Source organism: Paracoccus sp. T5 (assembly GCF_048538155.2).
Taxonomy (GTDB): Bacteria; Pseudomonadota; Alphaproteobacteria; order Rhodobacterales; family Rhodobacteraceae; genus Paracoccus.
In genome coordinates, this window is the sequence record NZ_CM135809.1 from 3,035,001 (window position 1) to 3,054,806 (window position 19,806).

Sequence of the window (19,806 nt, forward strand, 5' to 3'; positions counted from 1 at the left end):
AAGCTGGTGCCGCAACTCTGCGCGGCGCTGGAGGAAAAGGGTCTGGGCGCCCGGCGCCTCGATCTCCTCTGCTACCGGGTCGACAACTGGATCGAGACGGTGCGCGTGGGGCTCGCCGTCCCGCAGCGCGATCCCAAGCGCCTGACGCGCCGTCACTACCATGATGATCGTATATGTGGGTTCCAAAGACCGCGCCCTGAAGGGAACGGGATTCTACCGGTCGCGGGTGTTGACTGGATAGGCGGTGGTGTGGCGCAGCCGTTCCATTGCGAACTGCGAGGTGACGTTCTTGATCGGCACCGCGTCAGTCAGCGCCTTGTAGAAGCGGTCATAGGCGGCCATGTCGGGCACCGCGACGCGCAGCAGATAGTCGATGGTGCCGGCCATGCGCCACGCCTCCATGACCTCGGGCAGGGCGTCGATGGCGCGGGCAAAGACCTCACGCCAGTCGGTGCCGTGGTCGGGTGCCTCGATCCCCACGAAGACGGTCAGTCCGAAACCCAGCATCGTAGGGTCGGCCAAGGCCACGCGTCCGGTCAGCACGCCATTGGCCTCCAGCTTCTGGGTGCGCTTCCAGCAGGGGGTCTGGGACAGGCCAACCTTGTCGGCAATCTGCGTGATCGGAGTGGTGGCATCAGCCATGAGCGCCGCGACGATCTTGCGGTCGATCAGGTCCAAGGGCGGGTTCTGGGTCATCGGCGATTCCTTTCGACATCAGCATGCCGCAATAGGACACAAAGTCTAGCGACATTGTCGTTATTTTGACTGCGTCCCACTCCTCTTTCCACATTTTCAGATAAAAGCCCCGTAGCGGAGTCGTCTTTTCTTTTCGCGCGGCCCGTTCCCCCTTATATCCGCTGGACACCAACGGATCCGAGGGCGGCGCCATGATCACGCAGAAGATGAAATACGCGCTGAAGGCCCTTCTCGTACTGGGCGACGAGGCACGGAGGCCGCGTCCCGGGGCATTGACCATCGAAGCCATAGCAAAGCGGTCCGGCGCGCCCAAACGGTTTTTGGAACAGATCCTGCTGGAGGTGCGCAATGCCGGCGTCGTGGCCTCGATCCGCGGGCGGTCGGGGGGGTACACGCTGATCAAGCGCCCCGAGGAGGTCTCGATCTCCGAACTTCTGCGGCTGATCGACGGGCCGATCGCGCCCTTGCCCTGCCTGTCGCGGCGCGCCTACCAGCGCTGTGAGGATTGCACCGACGAGGCCAGCTGCCGCCTGCGGCGCGTGTTTTCTGAAGTGTTCTGGTCCTATCTGATCCTGATCGAGTCGCTGAGCCTGGCGGACATGCTGGGCTCAGAGGCGGTCGCGGCGCAGGTCACCGGCGCCTGATCGCGGCCCTGTCGGAGAGCGTTTAATTGCCATAAATCCTGGTTCTGCAGGGCCTGACCCCGCAGGCAAGGGCAGGACAGAGCTTGGCGTGTGCCCGATGGGGCGGTGGCGGAGCGGAGAAGGATCTTCTCTTTAGACGACTAAATCAGCCGATTTATATCCCTTGCTAAACACGACTTTCCCTGTCGATATTAAGCCATCGAAACGCCACTCTGGCGACAGGAAAGGACGACAGATGAGCCCGCACCAGACCGGCACGATCTCCTCACGGACCCGCCCTCCGCTTTGCGCCATCACGCTGATCGACCGCCGCACGGGTCGCCTGCACCGGGCGAACGGCGCGGCGCTGGTCGCGCGGAGCCGTGACCCTCATGGTGCCGCGGCCGAACTGCTGGCTGGGCGCGAGTCCCGGCTGTGGGACGCCCACGTTCAGCCATTGACCGCCCCTGCTCGCCGAGCCTGAACGGAGAACCCATGACCAACGCAGACACCGTACCCGCAAGCCCCCCTCAGGGCGCCGCCCCCGGCGGACGTGACACCGCGCGCATTCCGCTGAGCTGGTGGACCACCGGCCGCCTGACCCCCAACGGTATCTGACCTTTGCACATCACGAGGACATTCATGATCTTGCGCCCCGCCCTCCTGTCGCTGCTGCTCCTGGCCCCTGCCGCTCATGCGGAAAGCCTGCTGAACGTCAGCTATGACCCCACTCGTGAGCTCTATCGCGAATTCAACGAAGCCTTTGCCGCCCACTGGCAGGCGCAAGGCCACGACGCCCCTGTGGTCGAGACCAGCCATGGCGGGTCCGGCGCGCAGGCGCGGTCGGTGATCGACGGGCTGAACGCGCAGGTGGTGACGCTGGCGCTGGCCGGCGACATCGATCAGATCGCCGCTGCGGGCAAGCTGCCAGCCGACTGGCAGTCCAAGCTTCCGCACAATTCCAGCCCCTATACCTCGACCATCGTGTTCCTGGTCCGGGACGGCAACCCCAAGGGCATCCAGGACTGGGGTGATCTGGCAACGCAAGGCGTCGAAGTCATCACCCCGAACCCCAAGACGTCGGGCGGGGCGCGCTGGAACTATCTGGCGGCCTGGGCCTGGGCTGAGAAGAACGGCCGCGATCCGAAGGAATTCGTCGGACAGCTCTTCGCCAATGTCCCGGTGCTGGACACCGGCGCCCGCGGCGCGACGACGACTTTCGCGCAGCGCGGCATCGGTGACGTGCTGCTGGCCTGGGAAAACGAGGCCTATCTGGCGCTGGCCGAGCTGGGTGAGGATCAGTTCGACATCGTCGTGCCCAGCCTGTCCATCCTGGCCGAACCGCCCGTGGCGCGGGTCGATGGCAATATCGCCAATGACGCGCAACGCGAGCTGGCAAACGCCTACCTGGACTATCTCTATTCCCCAGAGGGACAGGCCCTGGCCTTCAAGCATTACTATCGGGCATGGGATGCCAGCGCCGCCGACCCCGACGATGTCGCCCGCTTCCCCGAACTGGAGCGGGTGACCATCGACGATTTGGGCGGATGGGCCAAGCTGCAGCCCGAGCATTTCGGCGACGGCGGCATCTTCGACCAGATCTACGTGGCACGCTGATGGCAACGCGCGCGCCCCTGATCCAGCGCACGGCGATGCCGGGCTTGGGCCTTTCGGCCGGGATCACCCTCTTCATGCTGTCGCTGGTCGTGATCCTGCCAGTCGGCGCGCTGCTGGCCAAGGGCGCCAGCTTCGGCGCCGGCAATGTCTGGGAGGTGGTGAACCGCCCCCGGGTCTGGTCGGCCTTGTGGCTGTCGTTCCGCCTGTCCTTCCTGGCGGCACTGTTCAACCTGGTCTTTGGCGTCATCCTGGCCTGGGTACTGGTCCGCTATCGCTTTCCCGGCAAGCGCCTGCTCGACGCCGCGGTCGATCTGCCCTTCGCACTGCCGACGGCGGTTGCCGGCATCGCCCTGACCGCGCTTTACGCGCCGAACGGCGCTCTCGGCAGCCTTGCGGCCGAGATTGGCTGGAAGATCGCCTATACGCAGTGGGGCATCTTCCTGGCGCTGGTCTTCGTGGGCCTGCCCTTCGTGACCCGCACCGTCCAGCCGGTGATCGAGGAGATCGAGACCGAGGTCGAGGAAGCCTCGGCCACGCTTGGCGCCTCGCGCCTGCACACCCTGCGCCACGTGATCGCGCCCATGCTGATGCCTGCGGCCTTGACCGGCTTCGCGCTGTCGCTGGCCCGCGCGGTGGGGGAATACGGATCGGTCATCTTCATCGCCGGGAACATCCCGCTGCGGACCGAAATCGCCCCCCTGCTGATCGTGATCCAGCTGGAGGAATACAACTACGACGCCGCCGCCGCGATCGGCATCGCCATGCTGGTCATCAGCTTTGCCATGCTGCTTGCGATCAACCTCATCCAGATCTGGTCCCGCCGGAGAATCGGTCATGTCTGACGTCAGCCTGCCCCTGCCGCGGACGGCACCCGCCCCCACGCGCCCCTTCCGCCGCCCGACCGAGGAAAGCCCACCGACCCGCATCGCCCTGGTTGCCATCGCCGTGGGTGGCCTGCTGCTGCTGGTCGGCGCGCCGCTGGCCGCCGTCTTCGCCGAGGCGCTGGTGCGGGGCTGGGGCGCCGCCGTCGCCAGTCTGCAAAGCCGCGACGCCTTGGCTGCAATCCGGCTGACCTTGCTGATCACCGCCATCGCCGTGCCGATGAACGCGGTCTTCGGCATCGCGGCGGCCTGGTTCATCACCAAGTTCGACTTCCGCGGCAAGGCGTTCCTCATCACGCTGATCGACCTGCCGTTCAGCGTCAGCCCCGTTGTCGCCGGCCTTTGCATCGTGCTGCTTTTCGGGGCCAACTCGGCGATGGGCGGCTGGCTTGTCGCAAGTGGCTATCCCGTCGTCTTCGCCGTCCCCGGCATCGTGCTGGCCACCGTCTTCGTGACCTTTCCCTTCGTGGCGCGCGAGTTGATCCCCGTGATGATCGAGCAGGGCCGCGCCGAGGAAGAGGCCGCGCTGACCCTCGGCGCCTCGGGCTGGCGGGTCTTCCGCACGGTGACGCTGCCGAACATCCGGTGGGCGCTGCTCTACGGCACGCTGCTGTGCACCGCCCGCGCGATGGGCGAGTTCGGAGCTGTCGCCGTCGTATCCGGCAAGATCCGCGGCCAGACCGCCACCATGCCGATCACCATCGAGATGTTCTACAACGAATACCTGTCGGTCGCGGCCTTCTCCATGGCCGCGCTGCTGACCGGGCTGGCCCTGATCACCCTGATGCTGAAAACCGTGCTGGAGCTGCGCCATGCGGACCAGCTTGCCGCCACCCGCCGCCATTGAGGGATTGCCATGCATATTGACATTGACGGGATCGCCAAGGAATTCGGCACCACCACCGCGCTGCACCCGGTGTCGCTGTCCATTCCCTCGGGAGCGCTGGTGGCGCTTCTGGGGCCGTCCGGGTCGGGCAAGACCACGCTGCTGCGCATCCTGGGCGGGCTGGAATTTCCGACATCGGGGCGGGTGCTGTTCAACGGCCACGACGCGACCGGCCTGACGGTCCAGGACCGCCGCGCGGGCTTCGTCTTCCAGTCCTACGCGCTCTTCCGCCACATGACGGTGTTCGAGAACATCGCCTATGGCCTGCGCGCCCGACCCCGCGCCGCGCGCCCGACCAAGGCCGAGATCGACCGCCGTGTCCTGAAGCTGCTGGACCTGATCCAACTGCCCCAGATCGCCGGGCGCTATCCCACCCAGCTGTCTGGAGGCCAGCGCCAGCGCGTGGCCCTGGCTCGCGCCCTGGCGATCGAGCCGCGAATGCTGTTGCTGGACGAGCCCTTTGGCGCGCTGGATGCCAAGGTCCGCAAGGAGCTGCGTCAGGGCCTCCGCGACATTCATGACGAGACTGGCCTCACCACGGTCTTCGTCACCCACGATCAGGACGAGGCGATGGAACTGGCCGACCTGGTCGTGGTCATGTCCATGGGCCGCATCGAGCAGATCGGTAGGCCTGCCGACATTCGCGCCCGACCCGCAACACCGTTCGTCCGCGACTTCATCGGGGCGTGACAGGATGAGATTGGGGTGGTCCCTCCGGCGATCCTCGCGCTTAATGTAAGCGGCCGTTGCTCTGGGAGAAGCGCCCCTGCGGGCGACGGCGCGCTCGAGGGGCGCCGTCCGCATCGAGGCCGTGAGAGTAGTTCGACACGGCCGTCCTCATCGCGGAGATCGGGTCACGTACACTCGGCCCCGTCAGGCAGGCTCCAAGGCCGTGGTCCTGGTCCGCTCGTTTTTGCGGGACAAACCCACCATTCCTTTTGAAAAAACGCGGCGGCAAAAACACCGCCGCCCCGGCTCTTTCAGTTCCCTGGCGCCGCCGATGACCCTGCAAGGATGCCCCCGTCGATCGTCAGTTCCGCCCCGGTCATATAAGCTGCTTCATCAGAGGCGAGGAGAACGGCAAGGGCGGCCACCTCTTCCGGTCTGCCGAACCTCCGCATCGGCGTGTCTGCCACCATTGCAGCTTCCCGCGCCGCACGGTTGGGCCCGCTACCCAGCATCGGTTCCCACATGGGCGTCATCACCGCAGCAGGATGGATGGAATTGCAGCGGATGTTCAGGCCCTGCCCGGCACAGTAGAGCGCCACGGTCTTGGTATGGTTGCGGATGGCGGCCTTGGACGAGGCATAGGCCGCTGCCATCGGGATGCCGACCAGCCCCGACCGGGACGAGATGTTGATGATGGAACCCGATCCGTTGGCGCGCATGGCCCGGATAGCATACCGGCACCCGAGAAAGGTGCCGTCCAGATTCACCGAATGCACGGCCTGCCAGTCCGCGAGCTGTGCATTCTCTGGATCGTGCGCGGGCGGAACACCTTCGAGGCCCGTGATCCCCGCATTGTTCACAAGCACATCGAGTGTGGGAAATCGTTCAGCAATCGCGGTCCAGTCGCCCTCGCTCGCCACGTCCATTCGAACAAAGTTTCCGCCTACGGCATCGGCGACAGCCTTGCCTCCCTCAACGTCAATCTCGGCAACGATCACATGAGCGCCTTCGGCAGCGAAGGCTTTTGCAATGGCTGCGCCGATACCGCTTGCCGCGCCGGTCACCAGTGCGGTCTTTCCAAAAAGTCTGGCCATGAATATCCTCAAGACAGATGAGACTAAAACAGCGCCCCGTCGGGCAGCTATTCCAGACAGTTAGCTGGTCGGGCTACCGGTGTCGCTTGTCCATGTCGCTCCCTCCGCCCAGATGTCACGGACCTGTGGGCGGCGCACGCCATGGTCGAGGATGGCGTTTTCTGTTGCAGGCCGGCGGGTTGAGTGGTTCACGCTGGTCATGGACAAACGAGACAGGCGATACTTCTGGCTGAGCGAAAGGCGGCCTGAATTCCAAGCTGCACATGTCCGCGACGGCAAGGGCCGGCCGCTGGACTTCCTTCTCTCGCCGGGCCAGATGGCTGACAGGCGTGGCGCCCTCGTGCTTTTGCGCCACCTGCCTACCGCCAAACACTTCCTCAGAGACAGAGCGTATGATGCCGAACTGGCTGCGCGATGGCCTGAGGCAACGTGGCATCCGTCCCTGCATCCCGCCCCGCAAGAAACCGGCCTCTTGCAACAAGCGCCTCTCCCGCAAGCGCCACCGGATCGAGAACCCCTTTGGCCGCCTGAAGGACTGGCGCGGCATCGCCACGGGTTACGAATGCTGCGGAGACATCTTCCTCAATGCCATCATCCCCGCCGCAATCGTCATCTTCTGGATCTGGAGTCTTTAGGACAGACCCTAATGAGTAGTTTGCCGCTCAGGCGCGATGCTCCGGGTTCTCATAGTCGAAGCGGCAGCCGGCTGCCCAGGCCTTGCGGTCGTTGCCGTGATTGGGCAGCCCGCTCGCCTCCTTCAGCATCCGCGCCATGTGCATCAGGTTCCAGGTCATGATCGTGGTGTTGCGTTGGGTGAAGTCGTTTTCGATCCCCGCGCCGTCGTCGCCATAGCTGGGGCCGGGCCCTGCCTCGCCGATCCATCCGCAGTCGGCCTGTGGCGGGATCGTGTATCCCAGGTGCTGCAGCGCATAGAGGATGGTCATCCCGCAATGCTTGATGCCATCCTCGTTTCCGGTGATCACCGCGCCTCCGACCTTGCCATAGAAGATGCTCTGGCCCTTGTCGTTCAGCAGGGCGGACATGCCGTAGAGCCGCTCGATCATCAGGCGGCAGACCGAGCTTTCCTCGCCCAGCCAGATCGGCGTGCCGATGATCAGGATCTGGGCGGCCGCAATCTTCTGCCACAGTTCGGGCCAGGCATCCTGCGGCCAGCCCTGTTCGCGCATGTCGGGCTGTACGCCGAAGGCGATCGGCAGGGTCACCGGGCGGATCTCCTCGACCGCGATGCCGTTGCGGCGCATGATCTCGGCCGGGACCGACAGCAGCCTTGCGGTATGAGAGGGCGTGTCGGCCCGCTTCAGCGTGCAGTTCAGGATCACCGCCGACAGGTCCGAGAAATCGGCCGGCGCCTTGGCGCACAGCGCCTCCTGCGTGTCGTTCAGCGTCATTGTCACCCTCCCCCATGCCCGGCGGCGCCGGAACTGTCCTGACGCCGGCATGGTGCGCATGTCCGGGGCATCGTGCAAGCGCGCTTGCGGGCGCTGCGGGAACATCCGGCAGCGCATCAGGTTGAGCCCCTGAGCCCAAGCATCTGCCAGAGGAGCCAGACCATGACCGACAATGAAAATCCCGACACCCTGCCGGGCGGACAGCCCGGAGCCGGCGAGAATGTCTGCCGCAAGTGCAACGGCAGCGGCCGCATCGAGGGAGAGGAGTGTCCGGACTGCGGCGGCACCGGCAAGGTCATCACCCCCATCGGCGGGGCCTGAGGGGAAATCCCGGCGCCCGCACCCCGACGACATGAAAAAACCCCCGGAAACACGAAGTTTCCGGGGGTTTTTTTATGGTGCCCAGGAGAGGACTCGAACCTCCACGCCTTGCGGCACACGGACCTGAACCGTGCGCGTCTACCAATTCCGCCACCTGGGCAGGTGGTGTGAGCGGCTGATTAAAGACAGTGGCGGGGGCCGTCAATGGGGTTCGAGATGTTTTTCGAATGTTTTTGAAAAAGCTTGCTGCGAAGGGGCCGGGCGGGCTGCGATGGCCGGCCTGCGACCCTGCTGCGGCTTGCCCGGAACCTGTGGCTTGGGTAAGGATCACGGCACATTTCGGCACGAAGGAGGCGAGACGCCCATGGCGAAAATGGTCACGATCTTTGGTGGCTCGGGCTTTGTCGGCCGGCATGTGGCCCGGCTGATGGCCAAGGACGGCTGGCGGGTGCGGATCGCCGTGCGCCGCCCCGACGAGGCGCTGTTCACCCGCACCTATGGCGTCGTGGGCCAGGTGGCCCCGGTCATGTGCAATATCCGCGACGCGGCCTCGGTCCGCGCGGCCATGACCGGCGCGGATGCCGTCGTCAATTGCGTCAACATCCTGAGCCCGCAGGGCAAGAGCACCTTCAAGACGGTCTTCGAGGAAGGCGCCGAACACATCGCCCGCCTGTCGGCCGAACTGGGCGTGGCGCGCATCGTCCACATCTCGGGCCTGGGCATCGACACCAAATCGCGCAGCAACTACATCGCCGCCAAGTCGCGCGGCGAGGCGGCCGTCCTGGCCCATCGCCCCGACGCTGTCGTGCTGCGGCCCTCGGTCATCTTCGGGCCCGACGACAATTTCTACAACCGCTTTGCCGGGATGACCCGGATGGGACCGATCCTGCCGATCGTGGGCGGGCGCACCCGGATGCAGCCCGTCTATGTCGAGGATGTCGCGATGGCCGCCGTCAAGGGCGCCGATGGCACGGCCGAGCCGGGCATCTACGAGCTGGGCGGACCCGAGATCCTGACCATGCGCCAGATCGTGGACCAAGTGCTGGCCTCGACCCACCGGCGCAAGGCGGTCGTCAACCTGCCCTTCGGCGTCGCGCGCCTGGGGGCCTCGGCACTGGACCTGGTGCAGACTTTGACCGGCGGGCTGTTCACCAACAGCGCGCTGAGCCGGGACCAGCTGGCGCTGCTGCGCCGCGACAACGTGGTCGACCCCAAGGCGCGCGGCTTCAAGGACTTGGGCATCCAGCCGACTGCGGCCAGTGCGGTTCTGGACGACTATCTGTGGCGCTTCCGCCCGTCGGGCCAGTATGACGCGATCAAGAAATCGGCAAAGAACCTCCGCGGTCACTGAATGGAACACAACACGATCGTCGCGGCCCTTCTGGGAATCCTGGAAGGCCTGACCGAGTTCATCCCGGTGTCATCGACGGGCCATGTGCTGCTGGCCGGCCATTTCCTGGGCTTCCAGTCGCCGGGCCACGCCTTCGAGGTGATGATCCAGCTCGGCGCGATCGGGGCGGTGCTGGGCGTCTATGCCAGCCGGATCTGGCAGATCCTGACAACCGCGCCGAACGACCCGGTCGCCCGCCGCTTTATCGCGGCTGTCATTCTGGCCTTCGCGCCGGCGGTGGTGATCGGCGTCCTGGCGCATGACTTCATCAAGACGGTGCTGTTCGAGACGCCGATCCTGATCGCAGTCATGCTGATCGTCGGCGGCCTGGTGCTGCTGTGGGCCGACCGCCGGACCGCCACGCCCGCCTATCACCGGGCAGAGGAATTTCCGCTGTCGATGGCGATCAAGATCGGCTTCATCCAGTGCCTGGCGATGATCCCCGGCGTCTCGCGCTCGGGCGCGACGATCGTGGGGGCGCTGCTTCTGGGGGCGGACAAGCGCTCGGCGGCGGAATTCTCGTTCTTCCTGGCGATGCCGACGATGATGGGGGCCTTTGCCTATGACCTCTACAAGAATCAGGGCATCCTGGACGGAGGAGCCTGGGGCAATATCGTCATCGGCTTCATCTTCGCCCTGATCACGGCCGTCATCGTGGTGCGCTGGTTGCTGGGATATGTGTCGCAGCACGGTTACGCGCTGTTCGCTTGGTGGCGCATTACGGTCGGAAGCCTTGTTTTACTGTCACTTATGGCATTTAAGTAAGCTATGCTGACCGATTTACTGGCTGCAGGCCAAAAATTCATCGCGTGAGAGGCGAAAAACTTGCTATTAGGTCAGCAGTACTGACTTTTCATCGGAATGTCCTTGGTTTATTGGGTGTGCGGAAGTCCTTTCAGGGAAGGTAGCGCAGCCATGGCCACGCAGAAGATGCTCAAGTTCGTCTCGACCCCGCGCGAGATGCCCGAGAAACGCTCGGCCGCGGAACGCAGCGAGGACTTCCACGAGATCTATCGCCAGTTCGCGGACCAGAAGGCGGCCGAGCAGGCCGGGCGCTGCAGCCAGTGCGGCGTCCCCTACTGCCAGTCGCATTGCCCGCTGCACAACAACATCCCCGACTGGCTGCGCCTGACCGCCGAGGGGCGCCTGCACGAGGCCTATCAGGTCAGCCAGCTGACCAATACCTTCCCCGAGATCTGCGGCCGCATCTGCCCGCAGGACCGGCTGTGCGAAGGCAATTGCGTGATCGAGCAGTCGGGCCACGAGACCGTCACCATCGGCGCGATCGAGAAATACATCAACGACACGGCGTGGGAACAGGGCTGGGTCAAGCCGGCCAGCCCCGCACATGAACGCGCCGAATCGGTCGGCATCATCGGCGCCGGCCCCGGCGGGCTGGCGGCCGCGGACATGCTGCGCCGGCAGGGATTCCAGGTCACCGTCTATGACCGCTATGACCGGGCGGGCGGGCTGATGACCTATGGCATCCCCGGCTTCAAGCTGGAAAAGGACGTCGTCATGCGCCGCAACCAGTGGCTGGCCGATGGCGGGGTCGAGTTCGTCCTGAACTGCAACGTGGGCGAGGATATCAGCTTTGACGCGATCCGCGGCAAGCATGACGCGGTGCTGATCGCCACGGGCGTCTACAAGACCCGCGACCTGGACATCGACAATGCCGATGCCGGGGGCGTGGTGCGGGCCATCGACTATCTGACCGCCAGCAACAAGATCGACCTGGGCGACGAGGTTCCCGATTTCGAGGATGGCGAGTTGAACGCCGCGGGCAAGCGCGTGGTCGTCATCGGCGGCGGCGACACGGCGATGGACTGCGTGCGCACGGCGATCCGCCAGGGCGCGCAATCGGTCAAGTGCCTTTATCGCCGCGACCGCGCCAACATGCCGGGCAGCCAGCGGGAGGTCCAGAACGCCGAGGAAGAGGGCGTTGAATTTGTGTGGCTTTCCGGCCCCGCCAAGTTCATTGGCCACGTGACCGGCGACTTTGCCGCCCAGCAGGAGGTCGACGTGGACGGGCCGGTGCGCGCCGTCACCCAGATCGCCTCGGTCAGCATCCAGAAGATGCGGCTGGGCCAGCCCGATGTCAGCGGCCGCCAGTCGCCCGAGCTGATCGAGGGCGCCGATTACGACGAGCCCGCCGACCTGGTCATCAAGGCCCTGGGCTTCGAGCCCGAGGACCTGCCCAAGCTGTGGGGCGTGGACGGGCTGGAGGTCACGCGCTGGGGCACCATCAAGGCGAACTTCCAGACGCACCAGACCTCGCTGCCGGGCGTCTTTGCGGTGGGCGACATCGTGCGCGGCGCCAGCCTAGTGGTCTGGGCGATCCGCGACGGGCGCGAGGCGGCCGAATCGATCGCCACCTTCCTGACGGGCGATGCCCGCATCGCCGCCGAATAAGGGGCCGCACCGATGAGGCACAACCCGATCACAGGGCGTGCACAGGGCGTACACCGGCAACGTGCGCTGCCTGCCGCAGCCGTTCGCGGGCCGCAGAGCAGCCGCGCCATCACGTCGGCCATGCTGACCTTGTCGCTGCTGACCGCCGGCTGGACCCTGACCGCCCGCCCCGGCGAGGCCGCGAGCTTTACCCCGCCCGGCGGCTGCCGGCTGGAGGTCACCGTCCAGAACCGCGGCTGCACCGTCAGCCAGTACTATCGCTGCGAGGCCGATCCCGAGGGCTGGCAGCGCAGCGCCGTCTTTGGCCAGGACGGGCTGTTCCACCTGTCCACCATCGACGAGGAAACCCGCTGGATCGAAAGCCAGAGCCCGATGGCCGGCCTCAGCGACACGCTGGTCGAGGAGGCCCGGGACCATGCCAGCTTCAGCGACCTGCTGGAGACGGGGCGCGACGACTTCGACTTCTGGACGCTGTCCAGCACCGGCGAGCGGCTGCACCAGAAGGGCTTTGACATCCTGACCGGCGAGACGGTCGAGGTCGACGGCCAGACGCTGGAGCGAACCCGGTTCGAACTGACCACCCGCACCGAGGGCGGCGAGGTCCTGATCGAGCGCAAGGGCAGCCAGTATATCAGCCGCGAGTTCGGCCGCTTCTACGGCGGGGTCGAGACGACCACCGACTGGACCGGCGCGCGGCGCGAGACGAATGACAGCCCCGTGCTGTTCAGCTTTGACGGCGAGGCCGGTTTCGGCAGCACCACCCCACAATTCGACTGCGATCAATTGCTGACGCAGATCCTGCAGGAAAGGGCCGCATCATGACCATGGATTGGCAAGCTGAAGAAGAAGCCCGCCGTGCCTGGATGGACAAGCACAGCCTGTATCGCGAAGAGGACGAGCATTCCTCCTGCGGCGTCGGCTTCGTGGTGGACCTGGACGGCAAGGCCAGCCGCCGGGTCGTGCAGCACGGCATCGACGCGCTGAAGGCAATCTGGCACCGCGGCGCAGTGGATGCCGACGGCAAGACCGGCGACGGCGCGGGCATCCATGTGCAGATCCCCGTCCCCTTCTTCTATGACCAGATCCGCCGCACCGGGCACGAGCCCGACCAGGGCAAGCTGATCGCCGTGGGCCAGGTCTTTCTGCCGCGCACCAATTTTGCCGCCCAGGAGGCCTGCCGGACCATCGTCGAGTCCGAGGTCCTGCGGATGGGCCATTACATCTATGGCTGGCGCCATGTTCCGGTGAACACCGCCGTGCTGGGCGAAAAGGCCAATGCCACCCGCCCCGAGATCGAGCAGATCCTGATCCGCTGCGAGAAGGACATCGACCAGGTCCGGTTCGAGCGCGAGCTGTACATCATCCGCCGCCGCATCGAGAAGGCCGCGGTCGCAGCCCAGGTGCGCGACCTGTATTTCTGTTCGCTGTCCTGCCGGTCGATCATCTACAAGGGCATGATGCTGGCCGAGCAGGTGGCGGAATTCTATCCCGACCTGAAGGACGACCGCTTCGAGAGCGCCTTTGCTATCTATCACCAGCGCTATTCCACCAACACCTTCCCGCAGTGGTGGCTGGCCCAGCCCTTCCGCATGCTGGCCCATAACGGCGAGATCAACACGCTGAAGGGCAACCTGAACTGGCTGCGCAGCCACGAGATCCGCATGGCATCCTCGGCCTTCGGCGACGCGGCCGAGGACATCAAGCCGATCGTGCCCGCCGGGTCGTCGGATTCGGCGGCGCTGGATGCGGTCTTCGAGGTTCTGGTGCGCTCGGGGCGCAGCGCGCCGATGACCAAGACGATGCTGGTCCCGGAAAGCTGGTCCAAGTCGACCACCGACATGCCCAAGGCCTGGGCGGACATGTACGCCTATTGCAATGCCGTGATGGAGCCCTGGGACGGGCCTGCCGCGCTGGCCATGACCGACGGCCGGTGGGTCTGCGGCGGGCTGGACCGCAACGGGCTGCGGCCGATGCGCTATATCGTGACGGGCGACAACCTGGTCATCGCCGGGTCCGAGGTCGGCATGGTGCCGGTGAACGAGACCAATGTCCGCGAAAAGGGCGCGCTTGGGCCGGGCCAGATGATCGCCGTCGACATGTGGGAGGGCAAGCTCTACCACGACACCGAGATCAAGGACCGGCTGGCCGGCAGCCAGCCCTTTGGCGAGTGGATCGAGAAGGTCGTCGACCTGAACCACATCATGCGCGACCTGCCCGAATCGGTGCGCTTCGAAGGGGACGAGCTGCGCCGCCGCCAGACGGCCGCCGGTTTCACCCTGGAAGAGCTGGAGCATGTCCTGGCCCCCATGGCCGAGGACGGCAAGGAAGGCATCGCGTCCATGGGCGACGACACGCCGCCCGCGGTCCTGTCGAACCAGTACCGGCCGATGAGCCACTTCTTCCGCCAGAACTTCAGCCAGGTGACCAACCCGCCGATCGACAGCCTGCGCGAGACGCGGGTGATGTCGCTGAAGACGCGGTTCGGCAACCTGAAGAACGTGCTGGACGAATCGAGCGCCCAGACCGAGATCCTGGTGCTGGAGAGCCCCTTTGTCGCCAATGGCGAATTCGCCGAGATGATGAAGATGTTCGGCGAGGCGGTGACGGTCATCGACTGCACCTTCCCCGACGATGCCGGCCCGGATGCCCTGGGCGAGGGCCTGGCGCGGATCCGTGCCGAGGCCGAGGATGCCGTGCGGAGCGGCGCCGGCCACCTGATCCTGACCGATGACGGCCAGGGCCGCGACCGCGTCGCCATGCCGATGATCCTGGCCACCAGCGCGGTGCACAGCTGGCTGACCCGCAAGGGGCTGCGGACCTTCTGCAGCGTCAACGTGCGGGCGGCCGAATGCATCGACCCGCATTATTTCGCGGTGCTGATCGGCTGCGGGGCCACGACCGTGAACCCCTATCTGGCGCAGGATTCGATCAGCGACCGGATCGAGCGCGGGCTGCTGACCGGCACGCTGATCGAGAACATGCGCCGCTATCGCGACGCCATCGACGCCGGCCTGCTGAAGATCATGGCCAAGATGGGGATCTCGGTCCTGTCCTCCTATCGGGGCGGCCTGAACTTCGAAGCGGTGGGCCTGTCGCGCGCCATGGTCGCGGAATATTTCCCCGGCATGCAGTCGCGCATCTCGGGCATCGGCCTGCACGGGCTGCAGGGCAAGCTGGAGCGGCTGCACCAGGTCGCCTTCCATTCCGAGACCGTGGAGTTGCTGCCGGTTGGCGGCTTCTACAAGCTGCGCCGCTCGGGCGAGAAGCATGCCTGGGAAGCCAACACCATGAAGCTGCTGCAGGTGGCCTGCGAAAAGGCCTCCTATGACGTCTGGAAGCAGTTCAGCGCGACGATCCGGGCGAACCCGCCGATCCACATCCGCGATCTGCTGGACATCAAGCCCCTGGGCAAGGCCGTGCCGATCGAGGAGGTCGAATCGATCACCTCGATCCGCAAGCGCTTTGTCACGCCGGGGATGTCGCTGGGGGCGCTGTCGCCCGAGGCGCATATGACGCTGAACATCGCGATGAACCGCATCGGCGCCAAGTCCGACAGCGGCGAGGGCGGTGAGGATCCGGCGCACAGCCATCCGCTGCCGAACGGCGACAACCCTTGCGCCAAGATCAAGCAGGTGGCGTCCGGCCGGTTCGGCGTCACCGCCGAATACCTGAACGCCTGCGAGGAACTGGAGATCAAGGTCGCGCAAGGAGCGAAACCCGGCGAGGGCGGCCAGCTGCCCGGCATGAAGGTCACCCAGCTGATCGCGCGGCTGCGTCATTCGACGCCGGGCGTGACGCTGATTTCGCCTCCGCCGCACCACGATATCTACAGCATCGAGGACCTGGCGCAGCTGATCTACGACCTCAAGCAGATCAACCCGCGCGCCAAGATCACCGTGAAGCTGGTGGCATCCTCGGGCGTCGGCACGATCGCGGCGGGCGTGGCCAAGGCCAAGGCCGACGTGATCCTGATTTCGGGCCACAACGGCGGCACCGGCGCATCGCCCGCCACGTCCATCAAGTTCGCGGGCCTGCCCTGGGAGATGGGCCTGACCGAGGCGCATCAGGTCCTGGCCATGAACCGCCTGCGCGAGCGGGTGACGCTGCGCACCGACGGCGGTCTGCGCACGGGCCGTGACATCGTCATGGCGGCGATGATGGGGGCCGAGGAATACGGCATCGGCACCGCCGCCCTGATCGCCATGGGCTGCATCATGGTCCGTCAGTGCCAGTCGAACACCTGCCCGGTGGGCGTCTGCACCCAGGATGAAAAGCTGCGCGCGATGTTCACCGGATCGGCGGACAAGGTGGTGAACCTGATCACCTTCTATGCGCAGGAGGTGCGCGAGATCCTGGCCTCGATCGGGGCGCGCTCCGTGGACGAGATCATCGGCCGCGCCGACCTGCTGACCCAGGTCAGCCGGGGTGCCGCGAACCTGGACGACCTGGACCTGAACCCGCTGCTGATCACCGTCGATGGCGCGGACAAGATCGTCTATGACCGCACCAAGCCGCGCAACGCGGTGCTGGACACGCTGGACGCGGAAATCGTCAAGGACGCCGCCCGCTTCTTCGAGGATGGCGAAAAGATGCAGCTGTCCTATGCGGTCCGGAACACGCAGCGGACCGTCGGCACGCGGACGTCCAGCATGATCGTGCAGAAGTTCGGGATGCGGAACAACCTGCAGCCCGACCACCTGACGGTCCGCCTGACCGGCAGCGCGGGGCAGTCGCTTGGCGCATTCGCGGCACCGGGGCTGAAGATCGAGGTTTCGGGCGATGCCAACGACTATGTGGGCAAGGGCCTGTCGGGCGGCACCATCGTGGTGCGTCCGCCGATGGCCAGCCCGCTGGTCGCGGCCGACAACACGATCATCGGCAACACCGTCCTTTACGGCGCGACCAACGGCTATCTGTTCGCCGCAGGCCGCGCGGGCGAGCGGTTCGGCGTCCGCAACAGCGGCGCCACGGTGGTGATCGAGGGCTGCGGCAGCAACGGCTGCGAATACATGACCGGCGGCGTGGCGGTGATCCTGGGACGGATCGGCGCGAACTTTGGCGCCGGCATGACGGGGGGCATGGCCTATCTCTATGATCCCGAGGGTCTGGCGCGCGATTACATCAATGCCGAGACGCTGGTGACCTGCGCGGTCACGCAGGACCATTGGGAGGGCCAGCTAAAGGGCCTGATCGAGCGCCACCTGCGCGAGACCGGCTCGCGGCGCGCCGACGAGATCCTGTCGAACTGGGACCGCGAGAAGGTGAACTTCCTGCAGGTCTGCCCCAAGGAGATGCTGGCCCACCTGCCCCATCCCATCGCGGCGGTCGAGGCGCCCAGCGCTGTTCCGGCCGAGTAAGACAGCAAGCGGCCCCCCTGCGGGGCCGTTTCCCTTTCTGCCGGGGCGGTTTCTGCCGTGGCGGCGGGTTACGTTTCGCGACGCGACGGTGCGGGCGGCGGCGACAGGCCCGCGGTCCCGGCCATCCCGGTCGCGGCAGGATGCTTCCAGGTCAGGAACCGGCGTTCGAACCAGCGGAAGCTGGCCTCGGCCATCAGGACCGACAGCCCGATGTAAAGCGCGTTCACCAGCCAGCCCTGCGCGGCTTCGGCCATGCCCAGCCTGGGCGCCAGCAGATGGGCCACATGCAGCCCGATCAGGTGATAGAGATAGATGCCATAGCTGATCTCTCCCATCCGGGCGACGGGGCGCCAGCGCATCAGGGGGCGCGCCAGATGATCCTCGCGCATGACCAGCGAGGCGACGCACAGCGCCATCAGCAGGTTCATCCCCACCGTCGGCCAGCCGCGCAGGTCCACCGGTGCCCCCTGCAGGTAGACCAGCAGCAGCGCCAGCAGGACCAAGGGTGCGGGACGCCAGGCGCAGAGGCTCGCCAGCGCCCGGAAGCCGCGCGGATCATGCAGCAGGACAGCCAGCAGTGATCCCGACAGGATGGCCGCGTAGGACATGCCCGGCAGCGCATAGACCGCATGGGCCGTGGCCAGCCGGGGCAGGTCCAGCAGCTGTGCCAGGCCCAGCATGGCCGCCAGGCAGATCGCGATGCCCGCCGCCAGCACCGCCATGCGCGGCGCCGCCAGCGCCGGCAGCAGCACCAGAAGCAGGGGCCAGATCAGGTAGTATTGCTCCTCGATCGACAAGGACCAGGTGACCGAGAGCAGGGGCACATGCTCCTGCAGGAAATTGGCCTGGAAGAGGTAGTAATAGGGCAGCAGCCCGATCAGCTGGTCCTGGCCCTTGTGCAGGATCCAGTAGGAGGACACCGCCGTCACCAGTAGCAGATAGGCCGGCAGGATCCGCAGCGCCCGCCGCCAGTAGAAACCCGCCAGCGAGATCCGCCCGGTCCGGTCGCGTTCGCGCACAAGCAGCGTCGTGATCAGAAAGCCGCTGAGGACGAAGAAGAAATCGACGCCGACAAAGCCGCGATCCGCCAGCGGCAGCCCGCCGGCCAGTTCCCGGCTGGGGCTGTGGTGCCACAGGACCGCCGCGATGCAGAGGCACCGGAGCCCGTCGAGCGAGCCGAAATGGCGCTGTGACAGATAGCGTTCATGTGCCGACATCGCAGCAGGACCCTTATCTGGTGCGACATTGGCCTGATCCGGGGCAGCCGGTGACCAGGCGGGTCGGCATATTTACTGCCCCCATTGTTACAGTCGGGGCCACCGACCGGTCAATTCCATTGCGCCGTGCCATGGGCGATCGGGCACGGCAGGCGTCGCCCGCGGGTTGTGAAACCGGAGCGCAGGTGATCATCTGTGGGCAGGATGGGACCGGCCGGCTGCCCCATCCAAGGCGGTCCTTCGTGGCAGGGTAAGATGAGCGATTCCGACACTGACAGCGCGCCCCGGGTCCTGGCGCGAAGCGACTGGTATGCGATCACCCTCCACCCCCGCGCCGAACCGTCGCGGGGGGTGATGGTAACCTTCGACAACATCTCGTTCGGGATCCAAGAAAAGGGCTTTGGCACTGATTTCGCGCTGAAGCTGGGCTTTGACAACATCTATGTCTCGCAAAAGAAGGAATCCCAGTATCAGGGGCTGAGCGTCGCGGATTTTCACGCAGCCGTCGCCCCGGTCACGGCCGGCCGGAACGTCTTTGCCTATGGCGCCAGCCTGGGGGCCTATGCCGCGCTTTACTATGGCGGCTGCATCGATGCGCGAATCGTCGCCTCGGCCCCCAAGAACAGCGCCCATCCCAGCATCGGGTCGGATCGCTTTGCGGGGCTGGCGTTCCGGCATGTCGAGATCAGCGAGACGCCGCTGTCGTCAAAGCCGCCCATCATCCTGATCGATCCCCACAGCCGCGAGGACATGATCTTTCTGGAGCGCTGCGTGTGCCCCGCCTATCCGCAGGCGCAGGTCGTGGAATATCCCTATGCCGGGCATGCCGTGCTGGAGACGATCCAGGCCAATGGGCAGCTGGGCAAGCTGACGCGCGGGATATTCGTCAGGGGCCGGGTCCCCGAGATCCAGCTGAGGACCGAGGGCTGCCACATCTATCACTGCGAACGCGGCCGGCACCTGCGGCAGCTGGGAGAGCTGGCCGAGGCGGAGGCCCAGATGCTGCGGTCGCTGGAGATCCGCCTGAACCGGACGGCGCTGGAAAACCTGCTGCTGTTGTTCATCGCGCAGGAGCGGCATCGCGACGTGATCGCGCTGTGCATGGCGCAGTTGGCCCGCTGTCCCGCCCCCCGGCGCGAATGGCTTGTGTCGGATTACATGAAGGGGCTGATCGCGCGGTCCGGCTTCGACTGGAACGTCTTCGCCTCGCGGCTGCCCTGAGGGGGCGCCGGCG

General features: G+C 66.0%; 18 protein-coding genes, 1 tRNA gene and 1 pseudogene. 15 read left to right on the forward strand and 5 right to left on the reverse strand.

Features of this window, described 5'->3' with window-relative positions; genetic code table 11:
- Window positions 1-213: 213 nt before the first annotated feature.
- Window positions 214-696, reverse strand: coding sequence for an Lrp/AsnC family transcriptional regulator (locus tag ACNR9W_RS15000; RefSeq protein ID WP_419268363.1), 483 nt, complete (start codon window positions 694-696; stop codon window positions 214-216).
- Window positions 697-887: 191 nt separating this feature from the next.
- Here ACNR9W_RS15000 and ACNR9W_RS15005 point away from each other — a divergent pair, with 191 nt between their 5' ends.
- The 6 genes from ACNR9W_RS15005 to ACNR9W_RS15030 all read left to right on the forward strand — a co-directional run bounded on the left by ACNR9W_RS15005 (window position 888) and on the right by ACNR9W_RS15030 (window position 5,393).
- Window positions 888-1,340 carry an RrF2 family transcriptional regulator gene (locus tag ACNR9W_RS15005; RefSeq protein WP_419268364.1) on the forward strand — a complete coding sequence of 151 codons (453 nt, stop codon included), beginning with the start codon at window positions 888-890 and terminating at the stop codon, window positions 1,338-1,340.
- A 235-nt stretch (window positions 1,341-1,575) separates the two neighbouring features.
- Window positions 1,576-1,803: a hypothetical protein gene (locus ACNR9W_RS15010; RefSeq protein WP_419268365.1), complete on the forward strand. Its 228-nt coding sequence runs from the start codon at window positions 1,576-1,578 to the stop codon at window positions 1,801-1,803.
- 158 nt (window positions 1,804-1,961) lie between these two features.
- Window positions 1,962-2,936 (forward strand): sulfate ABC transporter substrate-binding protein, encoded by a 975-nt coding sequence (locus tag ACNR9W_RS15015; RefSeq protein ID WP_419268366.1) that lies wholly within the window; start codon window positions 1,962-1,964, stop codon window positions 2,934-2,936.
- The gene (gene cysT, locus ACNR9W_RS15020) at window positions 2,936-3,778 is read left to right on the forward strand and encodes a sulfate ABC transporter permease subunit CysT (protein ID WP_419268368.1); all 843 of its coding nucleotides are present in this window, start codon (window positions 2,936-2,938) and stop codon (window positions 3,776-3,778) included. The genes ACNR9W_RS15015 and cysT overlap by 1 nt, the downstream gene beginning before the upstream one ends.
- Window positions 3,771-4,664, forward strand: a complete 894-nt coding sequence (gene cysW / locus ACNR9W_RS15025; RefSeq protein WP_419268369.1) for a sulfate ABC transporter permease subunit CysW — start codon at window positions 3,771-3,773, stop codon at window positions 4,662-4,664. Before cysT ends, cysW begins: the two co-directional genes overlap by 8 nt.
- Before the next feature lie 9 nt (window positions 4,665-4,673).
- Complete coding sequence (locus tag ACNR9W_RS15030) at window positions 4,674-5,393, forward strand: sulfate/molybdate ABC transporter ATP-binding protein (RefSeq protein WP_419268371.1); 720 nt, start codon at window positions 4,674-4,676, stop codon at window positions 5,391-5,393.
- A 290-nt stretch (window positions 5,394-5,683) separates the two neighbouring features.
- Here ACNR9W_RS15030 and ACNR9W_RS15035 read toward each other — a convergent pair whose 3' ends face one another.
- A complete protein-coding gene (locus ACNR9W_RS15035; RefSeq protein ID WP_419268372.1) occupies window positions 5,684-6,466 on the reverse strand; it encodes an SDR family oxidoreductase in 783 nt (260 codons plus the stop codon).
- Window positions 6,467-6,782: 316 nt separating this feature from the next.
- Between ACNR9W_RS15035 and ACNR9W_RS15040 the strand changes: the two are divergent.
- Together ACNR9W_RS15040 and ACNR9W_RS15045 are read left to right on the forward strand one after the other, a co-directional pair.
- Window positions 6,783-6,932 (forward strand): annotated as a pseudogene (locus tag ACNR9W_RS15040) (hypothetical protein); the annotation flags it as partial.
- Complete coding sequence (locus ACNR9W_RS15045) at window positions 6,862-7,101, forward strand: transposase (RefSeq protein ID WP_419268373.1); 240 nt, start codon at window positions 6,862-6,864, stop codon at window positions 7,099-7,101. The pseudogene ACNR9W_RS15040 and the gene ACNR9W_RS15045, both read left to right, overlap by 71 nt.
- Window positions 7,102-7,128: 27 nt before the next feature.
- Here ACNR9W_RS15045 and ACNR9W_RS15050 read toward each other — a convergent pair whose 3' ends face one another.
- Window positions 7,129-7,875, reverse strand: a complete 747-nt coding sequence (locus ACNR9W_RS15050; RefSeq protein WP_419268374.1) for a flavodoxin family protein — start codon at window positions 7,873-7,875, stop codon at window positions 7,129-7,131.
- A gap of 162 nt (window positions 7,876-8,037) precedes the next feature.
- Between ACNR9W_RS15050 and ACNR9W_RS15055 the strand changes: the two genes are divergently transcribed.
- Entirely contained in the window at window positions 8,038-8,196 is a 159-nt protein-coding gene (locus tag ACNR9W_RS15055; protein ID WP_419268375.1) for a hypothetical protein, read from the forward strand.
- 75 nt (window positions 8,197-8,271) lie between these two features.
- Here the strand turns inward: ACNR9W_RS15055 and ACNR9W_RS15060 are convergent.
- Window positions 8,272-8,356, reverse strand: a tRNA-Leu gene (locus ACNR9W_RS15060).
- A 204-nt stretch (window positions 8,357-8,560) separates the two neighbouring features.
- Here ACNR9W_RS15060 and ACNR9W_RS15065 point away from each other — a divergent pair.
- The 5 genes from ACNR9W_RS15065 to gltB all read left to right on the forward strand — a co-directional run bounded on the left by ACNR9W_RS15065 (window position 8,561) and on the right by gltB (window position 17,355).
- Window positions 8,561-9,547, forward strand: a complete 987-nt coding sequence (locus tag ACNR9W_RS15065) for a complex I NDUFA9 subunit family protein (RefSeq protein WP_419268376.1) — start codon at window positions 8,561-8,563, stop codon at window positions 9,545-9,547.
- On the forward strand, window positions 9,548-10,351 hold the full coding sequence (locus ACNR9W_RS15070) for an undecaprenyl-diphosphate phosphatase (protein WP_419268377.1): 804 nt from the start codon (window positions 9,548-9,550) through the stop codon (window positions 10,349-10,351).
- A gap of 150 nt (window positions 10,352-10,501) precedes the next feature.
- A complete protein-coding gene (locus ACNR9W_RS15075; RefSeq protein ID WP_419268378.1) occupies window positions 10,502-11,998 on the forward strand; it encodes an NAD(P)-dependent oxidoreductase in 1,497 nt (498 codons plus the stop codon).
- Between the two features lie 12 nt (window positions 11,999-12,010).
- Entirely contained in the window at window positions 12,011-12,820 is an 810-nt protein-coding gene (locus ACNR9W_RS15080) for a hypothetical protein (RefSeq protein ID WP_419268380.1), read from the forward strand.
- Complete coding sequence (gene gltB / locus ACNR9W_RS15085) at window positions 12,817-17,355, forward strand: glutamate synthase large subunit (RefSeq protein ID WP_419268381.1); 4,539 nt, start codon at window positions 12,817-12,819, stop codon at window positions 17,353-17,355. Before ACNR9W_RS15080 ends, gltB begins: the two co-directional genes overlap by 4 nt.
- A gap of 68 nt (window positions 17,356-17,423) precedes the next feature.
- Here the strand turns inward: gltB and ACNR9W_RS15090 are convergent, their stop codons facing one another.
- Window positions 17,424-18,572, reverse strand: a complete 1,149-nt coding sequence (locus tag ACNR9W_RS15090) for an acyltransferase family protein (protein WP_419268382.1) — start codon at window positions 18,570-18,572, stop codon at window positions 17,424-17,426.
- Window positions 18,573-18,827: 255 nt separating this feature from the next.
- Here ACNR9W_RS15090 and ACNR9W_RS15095 point away from each other — a divergent pair, with 255 nt between their 5' ends.
- Window positions 18,828-19,793: a hypothetical protein gene (locus ACNR9W_RS15095; RefSeq protein ID WP_419268383.1), complete on the forward strand. Its 966-nt coding sequence runs from the start codon at window positions 18,828-18,830 to the stop codon at window positions 19,791-19,793.
- Window positions 19,794-19,806 lie beyond the last annotated feature (13 nt).

Coding starts and splice junctions, on each gene's coding strand:
- ACNR9W_RS15055 (WP_419268375.1), top strand. CDS start 8,038: ATGACCGACAATGAAAATCCCGACACCCTGCCGGGCGGACAGCCCGGA.
- ACNR9W_RS15095 (WP_419268383.1), top strand. CDS start 18,828: ATGAGCGATTCCGACACTGACAGCGCGCCCCGGGTCCTGGCGCGAAGC.
- cysT (WP_419268368.1), top strand. CDS start 2,936: ATGGCAACGCGCGCGCCCCTGATCCAGCGCACGGCGATGCCGGGCTTG.
- ACNR9W_RS15065 (WP_419268376.1), top strand. CDS start 8,561: ATGGCGAAAATGGTCACGATCTTTGGTGGCTCGGGCTTTGTCGGCCGG.
- ACNR9W_RS15015 (WP_419268366.1), top strand. CDS start 1,962: ATGATCTTGCGCCCCGCCCTCCTGTCGCTGCTGCTCCTGGCCCCTGCC.
- ACNR9W_RS15080 (WP_419268380.1), top strand. CDS start 12,011: ATGAGGCACAACCCGATCACAGGGCGTGCACAGGGCGTACACCGGCAA.
- ACNR9W_RS15030 (WP_419268371.1), top strand. CDS start 4,674: ATGCATATTGACATTGACGGGATCGCCAAGGAATTCGGCACCACCACC.
- ACNR9W_RS15035 (WP_419268372.1), bottom strand. CDS start 6,466: ATGGCCAGACTTTTTGGAAAGACCGCACTGGTGACCGGCGCGGCAAGC.
- ACNR9W_RS15010 (WP_419268365.1), top strand. CDS start 1,576: ATGAGCCCGCACCAGACCGGCACGATCTCCTCACGGACCCGCCCTCCG.
- ACNR9W_RS15075 (WP_419268378.1), top strand. CDS start 10,502: ATGGCCACGCAGAAGATGCTCAAGTTCGTCTCGACCCCGCGCGAGATG.
- ACNR9W_RS15005 (WP_419268364.1), top strand. CDS start 888: ATGATCACGCAGAAGATGAAATACGCGCTGAAGGCCCTTCTCGTACTG.
- ACNR9W_RS15045 (WP_419268373.1), top strand. CDS start 6,862: ATGCCGAACTGGCTGCGCGATGGCCTGAGGCAACGTGGCATCCGTCCC.
- gltB (WP_419268381.1), top strand. CDS start 12,817: ATGACCATGGATTGGCAAGCTGAAGAAGAAGCCCGCCGTGCCTGGATG.
- ACNR9W_RS15090 (WP_419268382.1), bottom strand. CDS start 18,572: ATGTCGGCACATGAACGCTATCTGTCACAGCGCCATTTCGGCTCGCTC.
- ACNR9W_RS15050 (WP_419268374.1), bottom strand. CDS start 7,875: ATGACGCTGAACGACACGCAGGAGGCGCTGTGCGCCAAGGCGCCGGCC.
- ACNR9W_RS15000 (WP_419268363.1), bottom strand. CDS start 696: ATGACCCAGAACCCGCCCTTGGACCTGATCGACCGCAAGATCGTCGCG.
- cysW (WP_419268369.1), top strand. CDS start 3,771: ATGTCTGACGTCAGCCTGCCCCTGCCGCGGACGGCACCCGCCCCCACG.
- ACNR9W_RS15070 (WP_419268377.1), top strand. CDS start 9,548: ATGGAACACAACACGATCGTCGCGGCCCTTCTGGGAATCCTGGAAGGC.